This window comes from Halomonas sp. B23F22_3 (assembly GCF_043496965.1).
GTDB lineage: Bacteria > Pseudomonadota > Gammaproteobacteria > Pseudomonadales > Halomonadaceae > Halomonas.
Map to the genome: position 1 here is coordinate 449,472 of NZ_JBIEKG010000001.1, position 13,133 is coordinate 462,604.

Below are 13,133 nucleotides of genomic sequence, written 5' to 3' on the forward strand. Positions count from 1 at the left end.
CTCGAGAGCGGCTCCTTCGTTGCGTCGAAGCACGCCGGCGAACCGGGGCAACCACGCCCCTCCTGGCGGGACGCGAGCCGCCGCGGCGTTGCATCATGCGCCGCTCGACCCCATGGTAGACTGCAACCATTTCCTAGGCGGGAGCCCCGGCACACATGTCCCTCGACGACCTGCATCTCAACCTGCGCAACCTGACCCCGGACGACTACCCGCAGCTCAAGGCCCTGATGGACCGGGTCTATCACGACATCGGCGGCGCCTGGCCCGAGGCGACCATCGACAAGCTGATCGCGGAGTTCCCCGACGGCCAGATCCTCATCGAGGACGACGAGACCATCGTCGGCGTGGCCCTGACCGTGCTGGTCGACTACGACACCTTCTCCAACCCGCACCGCTACGACGACCTGATCGGCAAGCGCGAGACCATCCTCAACGATCCGGATGGCGACGCCATGTACGGCCTCGACGTGCTGATCCACCCGGACTATCGCGGCTACCGCCTGGGTCGGCGGCTGTACGAGGCGCGCAAGGAGCTGTGTCGCTCCATGAACCTGCGCTCGATACTGGCCGGCGGGCGCATCCCCCACTACCACCAGCACGCCCACGAGCTCTCCCCGGCCGAGTACCTCGACAAGGTGGCCCGCAAGGAGATCCATGACCCCATCCTCTCCTTCCAGCTGGCCAACGACTTCCAGGTCAAGCGCCTGCTGCGCAAGTACCTGCCGGAGGACGAGAAGTCCCAGGGCTTCGCGACGCTGCTGGAGTGGAACAACATCCTCTTCGAGCCGGCCGAGCGGGTACTGGAGAATCGTCCGACCCAGGTGCGGGTCGGCGCCGTGCAGTGGCAGATGCGCGAGTTCTCCTCGGTGGAGTCGGTGCTGCAGCAGGTCGAGTACTTCGTCGACGCGCTCTCCGACTACCAGAGCGACTTCGCCGTCTTCCCCGAGCTCTTCAACGCCCCGCTGATGGGCCTGCAGGACCGCGCCGCCCAGCAGGACCAGATGGCCGCCATCCGCTTCCTGGCCGGCTTCACCGAGCAGTTCAAGACCGAGCTCTCGCGCATGGCGGTCTCCTGCAACATCAACATCGTGGCCGGCTCGATGATCGAGGAGCGAGAGGATGGCCGGCTCTTCAACGTCTGCTACCTCTTCCATCGCGACGGTAGCCTCGAGGCCCAGTCCAAGCTGCACATCACCCCCCAGGAGCGCCGCGACTGGGTGATCGAGGGCGGCGACGAGCTCAAGGTCTTCGACACCGATGCCGGCCGCGTGGGCATCCTGATCTGCTACGACGTCGAGTTCCCCGAGCTCTCGCGCCTGCTCGCCGACCAGGACATGGACATCCTCTTCGTGCCCTTCTGGACCGACACCAAGAACGGCTACCTGCGGGTGCGCCACTGCGCCCAGGCCCGGGCCATCGAGAACGAGTGCTACGTGGTGCTGTGCGGCAGCGTCGGCAACGTGCCCTCCATCGAGAACATGGAGATCCAGTACGCCCAGTCGTCGGTCTTCTCGCCCTCGGACTTCGCCTTCCCCCACGACGCCGTGCTCTCCGAGACCACGCCCAACACCGAGATGATCATGTTCTCGGACCTCGACCTGACCCGGCTCACCGTGGTGCGCGCCGAGGGCTCGGTGACGAACCTCAAGGACCGGCGCAAGGACCTGTTCGACCTGCGCTGGCGCGACTGGTCCTGGAAGTCCGGCGCCAACCTGGAGGAGAGCTGACGCCATGCTCGGCCGGCTGCTGCGCCTGGGAGGGCGGCGCTTCGAGCAGCGCCACCCCTTCCCCGACGCCGAGTGGGCCGAGGCCCGGGACCGAGTGGCGCTGCTCGCCGCCCTGCCCGACGACGAGGCCGAACGGCTCGGCCAGCGGGCCTGGGCATTCGTGCATGCCAAGCGGTTGAGCCTGCACCCGGAGCTCGCCGAGACGGTCACCTTCGACGCCCCGGCCCGGCTCGCCCTGGCGGGCCAGGCCTGCCTGCTGACGCTGGGCTGGTGCGAGAGCGAGCACCTTGATGCCTTCGCCAACGTCCACGAGATCCTGATCCTGCCCGACGCCTTCCAGCGGCGGGTGGAGGAGATGGACGAGTTCGGCGTGGTCCACGAATACGACGACGAGCGCGCCGGCGAGACCTCCCTGCAGGGCCCGGTGGTGGTCGCCTGGCCTGACCTCATGGCGAGCGGCGGGCTCGACGGCTTCAACGTGCTGATCCACGAGCTGGCCCACAAGCTCGACCTCGGCAACTCCCTGGACGTCGACGGCTTCCCCCCGCTGCCCCGGGAGATCGACCCGCGGGAGTGGTACCGCATCTTCATGGGGGTCTGGGAGGATCTCCAGGCGCGCCTGGCCCGGGGCGAGGCGACGCCCATCGACGACTACGCCGCCAGCCACCCCGGCGAGTGCTTCGCGGTCTGTTGCGAACACTTCTTCAGCGATCCCGACCGCCTCCACCGGGCCTATCCGGCGCTCTACGGCCTGCTGTCGCGCTATTTCCACCAGGACCCGCTGGCGCGCCTCCCGGCGGACGCCGGCTCCCTCCGTCCCTGGTAGGCCCGCGCCAGCCCGCAGGACAGGCATCCCGAGGCCGAGCACCACCGATCCCAACGCCCATGACCGCCAGGAAGCCCTCATGATCGACCTGCGCAGCGATACCGTCACCCGACCCAGCGCCGCCATGCGCGACGCCATGCACGCCGCCCCGGTGGGCGACGACGTCTGGGGCGACGACCCCAGCGTGGCCCGCTTCGAGGCCGCCGTGGCCGAGCGCGCCGGCAAGGCCGCCGCCCTGCTCTTCCCCAGCGGCACCCAGAGCAACCTGACGGCCCTGCTCGCCCACTGCCAGCGTGGCGACGAGTACATCGCCGGCCAACAGGCCCACACCTACAAGTACGAGGGCGGCGGCGCGGCGGTACTGGGCGGTATCCAGCCACAGCCGGTGGAGCACGCCGCCGATGGCTCGCTGCCGCTGGAGCGCATTCGTGCCGCCATCAAGCCCGATGATTTCCACTTCGCCCGCACCCGGCTGCTGGCGCTGGAGAACACCCTCGGCGGACGCGTGATCGACGCCGACTACCTCCTCCAGGCCACCGACCTGGCCCGGGAGCACGGCCTGGCGACCCACCTGGACGGCGCCCGGCTGTTCAACGCCGCGGTGGCCACCGACACCTCGCTGGCCACGCTCTGTGCGCCCTTCGATACGGTCTCCCTATGCTTCTCCAAGGGGCTGGGCGCGCCGATGGGCTCTGCCCTGGTGGGCTCGCAGGCGCTGATCGACACGGCGCGCCGCTGGCGCAAGATGCTGGGGGGCGGCATGCGCCAGTCCGGCATCATCGCCGCCGCCTGTCACCACGCGCTGGACCACCAGGTAGCGGATCTCGCCCACGACCATCGCCGCGCCGAGCAGCTGGCCAAGGGCCTGCGGACGCTGCCGCACATCGAGGTGATCTCCCAGGCCACCAACATGGTGTTCCTGCGGGTGTCGGAGCCGCACATCGCCCCGCTGCGTGCCTGGCTGGCCGAGCGCGAGATCCTGATCGAGGTGCTGTATGACACGCGCCTGGTGGTGCACCGCGACCTGGATGATGCCGCCATCGACGCCACGCTGGCGGCCTTCAGGGGCTATCTGGCGGGCTAGCGCCCCGCCCCTGGCGACCGCGTACTCCCCTTGGAGCCCCCAGGCGACTTTCTCACCACTTCCCCCGGGGCCGCATGCGCGACGCAGGCTCCCCTCCGCTCCCATAAGCCTGTGGTAAGACTGGGGTGACAGAGTGCTGAACCGGCAAGCCCTGTCAGTGGAGAAGAAACCGCCGTGACCTCCCCGCTCGTATCCGTGATCGTTCCCGCCCGTGATGAAGCGGGCAACCTCCCCGATCTGCTGAATGAAATCGACGCCGCCCTGGCCGCCATCGACCACGAGGTGCTGGTGGTGGACGACGGCTCCCGGGACGACACCTGGGCGACGCTCGAGGGACGGGCGGCAGAAAATGCCAGGCTTCGCCCCCTGCGCCACGCCCAGAGTGCCGGCCAGAGCACCTCGGTGTGGCAGGCCGGATACGAGGCGCGAGGCGAATGGCTGGCCACCCTGGACGGCGATGGCCAGAACGACCCCGCGGATCTCCCGCGCCTGATCGAGCGGGCCCGTCGGGGCGACGTCAGGCTGGTGGCCGGCCACCGCACTCGCCGCCATGACGACTGGCTCAAGCGCCTCTCCTCGCGGATCGCCAACGGCGTGCGCGCCCGACTGCTGGGGGACCAGACGCCGGATACCGGCTGCGGGCTGAAGGTCATCCACCGCGAGGCCTTCCTGCGCCTGCCCTACTTCGATCACATGCACCGCTTCCTGCCGGCGCTGATCCAGGCCCAGGGCGGTCGCTGCGTCTCGCTGTCGGTCAATCACCGCCCGCGACGTCGCGGCCGCTCACACTACGGCCTCAACAACCGGCTGTGGGCGGGTATCGTCGACATGATGGGAGTGATCTGGCTGCGCCGTCGATCACGGCTTCCCGTCGCCCTGTACGCCCATTCGCCGGCGAGGCGCGCCAAGCCAACCGAATTCATCGAGCACACCGAGCCAACGAGGAGCGAGGCATGAAGGCCGAGTGGCTCTGGCTGGGTGTCGGCTTTCTGGGTCAGGTGCTGTTCTCCGCCCGCTTCCTGGTCCAGTGGTTGGCCAGCGAACGCGCACGGCGCAGCATCGTGCCCCGTGCCTTCTGGTTCTTCAGCCTGGCCGGGGGTGTCACCCTGCTGACCTACGCCCTCTACCGACGTGACCCGGTGTTCATCGCCGGCCAGGGGGCGGGGTTGTTCATCTACGGCCGCAACCTGATGCTGATCCGCCGCGAGGTCCAGCAGAGCCGGGCCCGCCAGTGATCTCCCACCACATCGACCGGATCGTTGGCATGGATCGTCCCGCCTGTCTCCACCGCCTGCCCGCGCTGCACTGGCTCTGGCTGCTGGCGCTGGCCGCACTGTTCCTGGGCGTGGGGCTGGGCCTTCGCGACCCCTGGCCCGCCGACGAGCCGCGCTTCGCCTTGAACGCCCTGGAGATGCTGAAGACGGGTCAGTTCTGGATCCCCCACCGGGCCGGGGAACCCTACCCCGACAAGCCGCCGATCTTCATGTGGGCCATGGCCGCCTCGATCCATCTGACCGGCTCGGTCCGCCTGGGCTTCCTGCTGCCGTCACTGATCGGCGCCCTAGGTACCCTGGCGCTGGTGATGGACCTGACCGATCGCCTCCACGGCCGCCGGGTGGCACTGCTCGCCGGGCTGGCCCTGCTGTCGAGCGTCCAGTTCGGGCTGCAGGCGCGCACCGCCCAGATCGACATGCTGGTCACCGTCTTCATCATGCTGGGCGCCTACGGCATGCTGCGCCATGCGCTGCTGGGGCCCGCCCGTCGCTGGTGGTTCATCGGCTGCGCCGGCATGGGACTCGGCATCCTCACCAAGGGGGTGGGCTTCCTGCCGCTGCTGATGCTGCCCCTCTGGGCCCTGCTGGCCTGGCGGCGGCAGGCGGTGCCCCTGGCCTGGCGCGACCTGGGGCTCGGCATCGCGGTGATCCTCGGCGTCGTCGCCCTCTGGGTGGTGCCCATGGCCCTCTACACCACCTTCTCCGACGACCCCGCCCTGGCGGCCTACCGCGACAACATCCTCTTCAAGCAGACCGGCGAGCGCTACGCCGACGCCTGGCACCATGTGAAGCCCTGGTACTACTACCTCCTCGAGGTGATCCCCTGGGCCTGGCTGCCCCTGGTGCTGGCGCTGCCCTGGCTGTTGCCCGCCTGGTGGCATCGCGCCCGGCGCCTCGATGCGCGGGTCCTGCTGCCGCTCGGCGGCCTGGTGCTGGTGATCGTCTTCTTCTCGTTCTCCCCCGGCAAGCGCGGCGTCTACCTGCTGCCGACCCTGCCGCTGCTGGTGCTGGCCTCGGCGCCGATGCTGGCGGGCCTGCTGAGCCGCCCGCGGCTTCACTGGCTGGGCTCCGGCGTGCTGGCCCTGTTCGGCGTCGTGTTCCTCGCCGCCGGCGTGCTCGGCGCCCTGGGGCTGCCGGCCCTGACTCAATTGGCCGAGCATCATGGAGTGACGCCCTGGACCTGGTGGAGCCTGCTCGGTCTCGTCGCCTTCGGACTGCTGGCCTGGGGTGGGCCGCGGCGTGGCCTGCCGGCCCTGGCCGGCTGGCTCGCGGTGTTCTGGCTGAGCTGGTCGACCTGGGGGTATCAGCTGATGGACCCGGCGCGCTCTCCCCGCGACCTGATGGCCGAGATCGTGGCCCAGACCGGCCCGAAGGCCTGGCTGGCCATGCCAGACTTCGACGAGGAGTTCGTGCTCCAGGCCCGCCAGCCGATGATCCATTTCGGCTACCACACGCCGGACGATGACCAGTTCCGTCGCGCCTTCGCCTGGCTGCAGGAGGCACCCGGCGAGCGCTGGATGCTGGTGCCCCAGCATCGCGATGACCAGATCGGCTGCGCCGACCTGAGCCTGGTCCGGGATCTCGGCGTGCAGAACAGCGAGGCCTGGTGGCTGGTCCCGGGCAGCGCCTTCGACGCCTGCCGGGGGGACCGTGAGGCCGCCCCGCTCTATATCGCCCCGACGACCCTCGCCGGGCCCCACGACAGCTGAGCCGACCCTAGTCGGCCTCGTCGGCGAGGCTTGCCACCAGCCACTCCCACAGCCGTCCGGCGTCGGCGCGTGCCTCGCCCCGCATCGGCCTGACCAGCCAGAAGCACTCCGCGGTGGGCAGCGGCAGCGACAGCGGCGCCACCAGGTCATCGCGCTCCTCGGCGAGGCGCCGGTGCGTCAGCGCCACCCCGGCGCCCTCGGCGGCCAGGGCGAGGGTCATCACCTGGCTGTCGCAGGTCAGCGCCGCACAGTGCGACTCCAGGCCCGCCGGGCCGAACCGTTCCAGCCAGCTCGGCCAGCCCGCCGCGAACCCCACGGCGTGCAGCAGGGTATGGCTGGCCAGGTCCGCCGGCGCGCGGATCGACTGGGCCAGTGAGGGCGAGCAGACCGGCAGCATGGCCTCATCCCCCAGCGAGACCGCCTCCACCTCCGGCCAGTCGCCGAGGCCGTAGCGAATCTCGAGGTCCGCGCCCTCGGGGCCGAAATCGTCCGGCCAGATCGCACTGACGAGCCTCAGCGCCACCTCGGGATGCGCGCGGCGAAAGGCGCACAGCCGCGGCGCCAGCCAGTTCTGCTGCACCACCGGCGTGGTGCGCAGCGTCACCGGGGCCTCCCCGCCGCCGAAGACCTCGTCGGTGCCCTCGGCCAGGCGCGTGAAGGCATCCTGCAGGCATGGCAGCCAGGCCTGTCCCGCCGGAGTCAGGCCGAGGCTTCGCGGATGACGCACGAAGAGCTTCTGGCCCAGGCGATCCTCGAGCAGGCGCACGCGCTGGCTGATCGCCGCCTGGGTCACGCCCAGCTCCTGGCCGGCGGCGGTGAAGCTCAGGGTACGCGCCGCCGTTTCGAAGGCCTGCAGCCACAGCAGGGGAGGAAGGCGACTCATGGATAACCTACGCATAAGCTGAATGGGGTCATAGGGGCCAGATTAATCGTTTGTCGGCCCCCCGGCCAGGCTCCACCATGAGCGCCAACTTAAGGGAGGAGCCGACCATGACCGATACGCCGATCGCCGACGCTCGCACCGAGCTGCCTATGGGCGAACTTGCCCCGCACACCGCAGGGCCTGCGCTCATCGAGGCCACGGATGCCGGACGACAGCTGGCCCTGCGCTGGGGCAACGGCGACCGGGCCCGGTTTCCGCTGACCTGGCTGCGCGACCACTGCGCCTGCGCCGAGTGCCGCCACCCGTTGACCCGGGAACGCCTCTACATGGCCCTCGAGGTGCCCCAGCAGGCACCGGCCACGCGGCTCGAGGACGGCCACCTGATCCTGATCTGGGCCGACGGCCACGTCAGCGCTTTCGACGCCGTCTGGCTGCATCAGCGACGCCCGGGCCAGCCCCGGGAAGATGCCGTGCCGGCTCGCCGTCCCTGGGCGCAGGACTACCGCCCGACCCGCGTCGCCCACGCCGACTTCGTGGCCGGCGCCGAAGGCGAGAAAGCCTGGCTCACCGCCCTGCTACGGGATGGCCTGGTGCTGCTCGAGAATGGCCCGCTGGCCGACGAGGAGGTCAGCCGCCTGGCGGGGCGCATCGGACCGCTGCGCGCCACCAACTTCGGTGCCCGCTTCGACGTGAAATCCAAGCCCAACCCCAATAATGCCGCCTATACCGCCATCGGCCTGGCGCTGCACACCGACCTGCCCAACTGGCGCCATCCGCCGGATATCCAGCTGCTCTATTGCCTGGAGAACGACGCCGAGGGCGGCGAGTCGACCTTCTTCGACGGCTTCGCCGCGGCCGAGGCCCTGCGTCACCAGGACCCGGAGGCGTTCCGCCGGCTCAGCGAGACCGAGATCGACTTCCGCTTCCAGGACGAGGAGCACGACCTGGTGTGGACCGCGCCGCTGCTCTCCCTCGACGAGCAGGGCCGGGTCATCGAGGTCCGGCTCAACAACTGGATTCGCGACACCCTGCGCCTGCCCCTCGAGGAGATCGACGACTGGTACGAGGCCTATCGCGCGTTCTGGGCGCTGGCGCAGGATCCCCGGAACCGGCTCGAGTTCTCCCTCGCCCCAGGCGAGATGGTCGCCTTCGACAATCGCCGGGTCATGCACGGTCGCAACGCCTTCGACCCGAGCACCGGCCGGCGCCACCTGCAGGGCACCTACCTCGATCTCGACATGTGCGAGTCCCGCCTGCGAGTGCTGGCCCGCCGAGGCTGACGATTCGTCGGGAGGCGGGCGGCGATGGCGAGGCCCGCTTTGGCGCTCGCCCACGCTGCCGTATGCTTGGGGGCCCTTGCCCCCATGGAACCGCGCGACATGAGCCACCGTCTCGTCCTCGTCACCGGCCTGCTGGCCGCCCTCCTGGCCCTGGGGCTGCTCTGGCAGTGGCTCGCCATGCGCGACCTGCTGACGGTGGAGACCCTGATGACGCTGGTGAAGGGGGCGGTGGCCTGGCGGGACGCCCCCTGGGCGGTCGCGGTGGTGATGGCGATCTACGCCGGCGCCTCGCTGGTGATGTTCCCGCTCAGCCTGCTGGTGGCGCTGACCGGCCTGATGTTCGGGCCCTGGTGGGGCTTCGCCTACGCCCTGGCCGGCACCCTGGCCGCCTCGATGCTGACCTGGTGGGTCGGGCGCCGGCTGGGCCGCGAGGCGCTGATGCGCCACGGCGGCCGGCGCCTCAAGGGCCTCTCGCGCTACCTCTCGGGGCGCGGCATCCGCACCATGACGCTGGTCAACCTGCTGCCGCTGGCGCCCTTCACCCTGACCAACATGATGGCCGGCGCCTTCCGCCTGCGCTTTCGCGACTACATGATCGGCTCGCTGCTGGGCATCGCCCCGGGGCTCGCCGGCGTCACCCTGCTGGGCAGCCAGCTGGGGCAGCTGGCCACCGCCGAGAGCCGCGGAGAGCTGTACTGGGCGGCCGGCGGCCTGCTGGTGGGGGTGGCCCTGCTGGTCGGGCTGAAGCGCTGGTCGGACCGGCGCCGCCGCGCCCGCTGAGGCGCGCTACTCCCGGGGCGCCTCGGTCTCGTCCTCCTCGCGGTGGCCGGGCCACCAGGCGGGACGCTCCTGCTCCCATTCCTCCTGCACCAGGTGGCGCAGCAGACGGCCGCGATGGCGCAGTATCTGCCACTCGGCGCCCAGCCGATGGCGAATCCGCTCCCAGCCTCCCTCGTCGGCGTGGGTGAAGGGCCCACCCCGGGCGATGGCCTGGCGATAGACGGCCAGGCAGCGTGCGGCGCAGCGCGCCTCGTCGTAGTCGGCGGCCGTCGCCAGCGCCGCCTCGGCCAGGGGCGAGCGCGTCTCGGGCGCGGCCAGCGCCGCCAGCGCCTCGGCCATGGCGACGAGGTCGTCACCGGCGATCAGCCGGCCGTTGCGGCCCTCGACCACCACCTCGCGCACCCCGGGGGCGTCGAGGGCCACCACCGGCAAGCCGGCCGCCATGGCCTCGGCCACCACCATGCCCTGGGTCTCGCTGTGGGAGGCGAAGGCGAAGACGTCCATGGCGTGGTAGGCGTCGATCAGCGCCTGGCCCTGGAGGCGGCCGGTGAAGTGCAGCCGGTCCGCCACGCCATGTGCCACCATCACCACCTCGATGTCGTGGCGCGCCTCGCCCTCGCCCACCACCAGGGCATGCGCCTCGGGCCGCGCCACCAGCGCCTCGGCCAGCGCCTCGGCCAGAAACACCAGGTTCTTCTCCCGGGCCAGCCGCCCCAGGTGCCCCATCACGTAGGCCTCGTCGGGAATGCCGAGGCGCGAGCGCCAGGCGCGGCCATCGCCCAGGGCGAAGCGTGCGGTGTCCACGCCGCTCGGCACCACGCTGATGGCGGGGTTGGCCTCGCGCCGGCGCAGCAGGTCGCGGATGCTCTCGCTGGGGGCGATCACCTCGTCGCACAGCCAGGTGTACTGGGTGGCGAGCGCCACGGCGAAGCGCTGCATGCGCGGCGAGTCGCCGGGCACGTAGTGGGTGTAGTGCTCGTAGAGGGTGTGATGGGTGAAGATCAGCGGCAGGCCGTAGGTCTCGGCCGCCCGGGCGGCGGTATCGCCGAGCAGGAAGGGGTGGTGGGCGTGAACGATGTCGGGCTCGAAGGCCTCGATCGCCTCGTGGAGCTGGCCGGGAATCGGCACCGGCAGCGAGAAGTCGCTGCCGTTGAAGTGCTGCATGGCCACCACCCGTACCACGTCGTCCTCCTCGGCCGGCTGCCCCTCCAGGCGCGGCGCCACCACCAGCACCCGGTGGCCGGCGGCCTGCAGCTGGCGCTTGAGCCGCTGGACCGACTCGCTGACCCCGCCGACGATGGGCAGGTAGGTGTTGGTGAACATCAGCACATTCACGGGGACTTGGCTCCTCGACTGACCGTGGCGACATTCTGAAGGCCAGGCACGCGACTGGCCATCTCCTGTTCAAGATAGGCGACGAAGGCGCGGAGGCGGGCCGGCACATGGCGCCGGTGCCGATAGACCGCATGGAAGTCGGCGCGCACCCCCTGCCAGTCGGGCAGCAGCTCGACCAGGTCTCCCCGCTGCAGGTGCTCGTGCACGTCCCACCAGGAGCGCAGGGCGATACCGTGACCGTCCAGGGCGAGTCGCATCACCACCTCCCCATCGTTGCTGGCCAGCGCCCCTCCGACCTTCACCGCCTGCTCCACCGCGAGATCGTCGCGCCGCTGGAAGCGCCAGACGGCGAAGTCGCTGTCGTTCTCGCGCAGCAGCAGGCAGGGCCGTGTCGCCAGGTCGGCCGGCGAGTCCAGGGGCGGCAGGGTCGCCACGAGGGACGGCGCGGCGCAGAGCACCCGCCGGTTGGCCAGGATCCGGCGGGCCACCAGGCGGGAGTCCGGCGGCTCGCCCACCCGGATGCCGATGTCGAAGGCCTGGTCGCCGAGGCTCAGCGGGAAGCCGGAGAGCTCCAGCGTCGCCTCGATGCCGGGATGGTCGCGGCAGAAGGCCGAGAGCAGCGGCGCCACGTGACGGCGGCCGAAGCCGAAGGTGGCGTTGACCCGCAGCGGGCCGGTGAGCTCGGCGCGATGCTCGCCCAGGGACTCCTCGAGCTCCCGCAGCTCCTCGAGGATCATCCCCCCGCGGGCGAGGTAGCGCTCGCCTTCGGCGGTCAGCGCCAGGCGGCGGGTGGTGCGGCTGGCGAGCTCCACGCCCAGTCGCGCCTCCAGCTGCTTCAGGCGCTTGCTCACCGCCGACAGCGAGAGCCCAAGCTCCCGGGCCGTGGCCGTGAGGCTGCCGGCATGGGCCAGTCGCCGGAAGAAGGCCAGGTCGTCGAGGGGGGACATGCCACTCTCCACTTGTATTCAACAATACGTTGAAGCATACCGCGATTATCTTTCCCTTGTGGAGGAATAGACTGGCAGGCACGGCCCACGACCCCAGGAGACGACACATGACCCACCGCATCGCGGTCATTCCCGGCGACGGCATCGGCAAGGAGGTGATGCCCGAGGGGCTGCGCGCCCTCGAGGCCGCCGCCGAGCGCTATCACCTCGACCTCGCCCTCGAGCCCTTCGACTTCGCCAGCTGCGACTACTACCTCGAGCACGGCCAGATGCTGCCCGACGACTGGTTCGAGCGGCTCGAGGACTTCGATGCCATCTTCTACGGTGCCGTGGGCTGGCCCGACACGGTGCCCGATCACGTCTCGCTGTGGGGCTCGTTGCTGCAGTTCCGTCGCCGCTTCGACCAGTACGTCAACCTGCGCCCCTGCAAGCTGCTGCCGGGGGTGAAGAGCCCGTTGGCGGGCCGCGCCCCCGGCGACATCGACTTCTATGTGGTGCGCGAGAACACCGAGGGCGAGTACTCCAGCGTCGGCGGCAAGATGTTCGAGGGCACCGAGCGCGAGGTGGTGATCCAGGAGACGGTGATGACCCGCACCGGGGTCGACCGGGTGCTGAAGTATGCCTATGAGCTGGCCCAGTCCCGGCCACGGAAGAAGCTCACCTCGGCCACCAAGTCCAACGGCATCGCCATCACCATGCCGTGGTGGGACGAACGCGTGAAGGCGATGGGCGCGCACTATCCCGACGTCACGGTGGATCAGTTCCACATCGACATCCTGACGGCCAACTTCGTGATGCACCCCGACTGGTTCGACGTGGTGGTGGCCAGCAACCTGTTCGGCGACATCCTCTCCGACCTCGGCCCGGCCTGCACCGGCACCATCGGCGTGGCGCCCTCGGCCAACATCAACCCGGATGGCCGCTTCCCGAGCCTCTTCGAGCCGGTGCACGGCAGCGCCCCGGACATCGCCGGGCAGGGCATCGCCAACCCCATCGGCCAGATCTGGTCGGCCGCCATGATGCTCGAGCACCTCGGCCACCAGGAGGCCGGCGCGGCCATCGTCGATGCCTTCGAGGCGGTGCTCGCCGAGGGGGATGCCGGCGTGCTCACCCCCGACGTGGGCGGCCACGGCACCACCGAGACCCTCGGCTGTGCCATCGCCGCGCGCATCGCCGGCTGATCGCCCTCTCCCGAACCACGCTGGCCGCCGCCCGGACGGTGGCCAGCGTGGTGGCTACCGCCCTCCCGGCCGGCGCGCCCCGGGCGGCAGGATGACCTGGCCCCGGA

Annotated in this window: 12 protein-coding genes; 9 read left to right on the forward strand and 3 right to left on the reverse strand. The window is 70.5% G+C overall.

Translation table 11 applies throughout. The features are described 5' to 3' along the window. The first annotated feature begins 155 nt into the window (after positions 1–155). The 6 genes from ACGTNG_RS02000 to ACGTNG_RS02025 all read left to right on the forward strand — a co-directional run bounded on the left by ACGTNG_RS02000 (position 156) and on the right by ACGTNG_RS02025 (position 6,620). The gene (locus tag ACGTNG_RS02000; protein WP_394575173.1) at positions 156–1,727 is read left to right on the forward strand and encodes a GNAT family N-acetyltransferase; all 1,572 of its coding nucleotides are present in this window, start codon (positions 156–158) and stop codon (positions 1,725–1,727) included. 4 nt (positions 1,728–1,731) lie between these two features. After that, positions 1,732–2,553 carry a M90 family metallopeptidase gene (locus ACGTNG_RS02005; RefSeq protein ID WP_394575174.1) on the forward strand — a complete coding sequence of 274 codons (822 nt, stop codon included), beginning with the start codon at positions 1,732–1,734 and terminating at the stop codon, positions 2,551–2,553. A 79-nt stretch (positions 2,554–2,632) separates the two neighbouring features. After that, positions 2,633–3,637 carry a low-specificity L-threonine aldolase gene (gene ltaE, locus ACGTNG_RS02010; protein WP_394575176.1) on the forward strand — a complete coding sequence of 335 codons (1,005 nt, stop codon included), beginning with the start codon at positions 2,633–2,635 and terminating at the stop codon, positions 3,635–3,637. Between the two features lie 174 nt (positions 3,638–3,811). After that, entirely contained in the window at positions 3,812–4,594 is a 783-nt protein-coding gene (locus tag ACGTNG_RS02015) for a glycosyltransferase family 2 protein (RefSeq protein ID WP_394575177.1), read from the forward strand. Continuing rightward, on the forward strand, positions 4,591–4,872 hold the full coding sequence (locus ACGTNG_RS02020; protein WP_394575178.1) for a lipid-A-disaccharide synthase N-terminal domain-containing protein: 282 nt from the start codon (positions 4,591–4,593) through the stop codon (positions 4,870–4,872). Before ACGTNG_RS02015 ends, ACGTNG_RS02020 begins: the two co-directional genes overlap by 4 nt. 29 nt (positions 4,873–4,901) lie before the next feature. After that, the gene (locus tag ACGTNG_RS02025; RefSeq protein ID WP_394575179.1) at positions 4,902–6,620 is read left to right on the forward strand and encodes an ArnT family glycosyltransferase; all 1,719 of its coding nucleotides are present in this window, start codon (positions 4,902–4,904) and stop codon (positions 6,618–6,620) included. Positions 6,621–6,627: 7 nt separating this feature from the next. On the opposite strand, the gene ACGTNG_RS02030 is transcribed toward ACGTNG_RS02025, so the two are convergent. After that, complete coding sequence (locus ACGTNG_RS02030) at positions 6,628–7,503, reverse strand: LysR substrate-binding domain-containing protein (protein ID WP_394575180.1); 876 nt, start codon at positions 7,501–7,503, stop codon at positions 6,628–6,630. Positions 7,504–7,610: 107 nt separating this feature from the next. Here ACGTNG_RS02030 and ACGTNG_RS02035 point away from each other — a divergent pair, with 107 nt between their 5' ends. Further along, positions 7,611–8,783 (forward strand): TauD/TfdA family dioxygenase, encoded by a 1,173-nt coding sequence (locus ACGTNG_RS02035; protein ID WP_394575181.1) that lies wholly within the window; start codon positions 7,611–7,613, stop codon positions 8,781–8,783. 99 nt (positions 8,784–8,882) lie between these two features. After that, positions 8,883–9,563: a TVP38/TMEM64 family protein gene (locus ACGTNG_RS02040; protein ID WP_394575182.1), complete on the forward strand. Its 681-nt coding sequence runs from the start codon at positions 8,883–8,885 to the stop codon at positions 9,561–9,563. 6 nt (positions 9,564–9,569) lie between these two features. Here the strand turns inward: ACGTNG_RS02040 and ACGTNG_RS02045 are convergent, their stop codons facing one another. Both ACGTNG_RS02045 and ACGTNG_RS02050 read right to left on the reverse strand, forming a co-directional pair. Continuing rightward, positions 9,570–10,898, reverse strand: coding sequence for a glycosyltransferase (locus ACGTNG_RS02045; RefSeq protein ID WP_394575184.1), 1,329 nt, complete (start codon positions 10,896–10,898; stop codon positions 9,570–9,572). Next, entirely contained in the window at positions 10,895–11,845 is a 951-nt protein-coding gene (locus ACGTNG_RS02050; RefSeq protein WP_394575185.1) for a LysR family transcriptional regulator, read from the reverse strand. The genes ACGTNG_RS02045 and ACGTNG_RS02050 overlap by 4 nt, the downstream gene beginning before the upstream one ends. 107 nt (positions 11,846–11,952) lie before the next feature. Between ACGTNG_RS02050 and ACGTNG_RS02055 the strand changes: the two genes are divergently transcribed. Further along, on the forward strand, positions 11,953–13,026 hold the full coding sequence (locus ACGTNG_RS02055) for a tartrate dehydrogenase (RefSeq protein ID WP_394575186.1): 1,074 nt from the start codon (positions 11,953–11,955) through the stop codon (positions 13,024–13,026). Positions 13,027–13,133: the final 107 nt, after the last annotated feature.

Bases quoted from the DNA above. Each gene is read 5' to 3' on its own strand.
- ACGTNG_RS02000 (WP_394575173.1), top strand. From the start codon at position 156: ATGTCCCTCGACGACCTGCATCTCAACCTGCGCAACCTGACCCCGGAC.
- ACGTNG_RS02005 (WP_394575174.1), top strand. From the start codon at position 1,732: ATGCTCGGCCGGCTGCTGCGCCTGGGAGGGCGGCGCTTCGAGCAGCGC.
- ltaE (WP_394575176.1), top strand. From the start codon at position 2,633: ATGATCGACCTGCGCAGCGATACCGTCACCCGACCCAGCGCCGCCATG.
- ACGTNG_RS02020 (WP_394575178.1), top strand. From the start codon at position 4,591: ATGAAGGCCGAGTGGCTCTGGCTGGGTGTCGGCTTTCTGGGTCAGGTG.
- ACGTNG_RS02025 (WP_394575179.1), top strand. From the start codon at position 4,902: ATGGATCGTCCCGCCTGTCTCCACCGCCTGCCCGCGCTGCACTGGCTC.
- ACGTNG_RS02030 (WP_394575180.1), bottom strand. From the start codon at position 7,503: ATGAGTCGCCTTCCTCCCCTGCTGTGGCTGCAGGCCTTCGAAACGGCG.
- ACGTNG_RS02035 (WP_394575181.1), top strand. From the start codon at position 7,611: ATGACCGATACGCCGATCGCCGACGCTCGCACCGAGCTGCCTATGGGC.
- ACGTNG_RS02040 (WP_394575182.1), top strand. From the start codon at position 8,883: ATGAGCCACCGTCTCGTCCTCGTCACCGGCCTGCTGGCCGCCCTCCTG.
- ACGTNG_RS02050 (WP_394575185.1), bottom strand. From the start codon at position 11,845: ATGTCCCCCCTCGACGACCTGGCCTTCTTCCGGCGACTGGCCCATGCC.
- ACGTNG_RS02055 (WP_394575186.1), top strand. From the start codon at position 11,953: ATGACCCACCGCATCGCGGTCATTCCCGGCGACGGCATCGGCAAGGAG.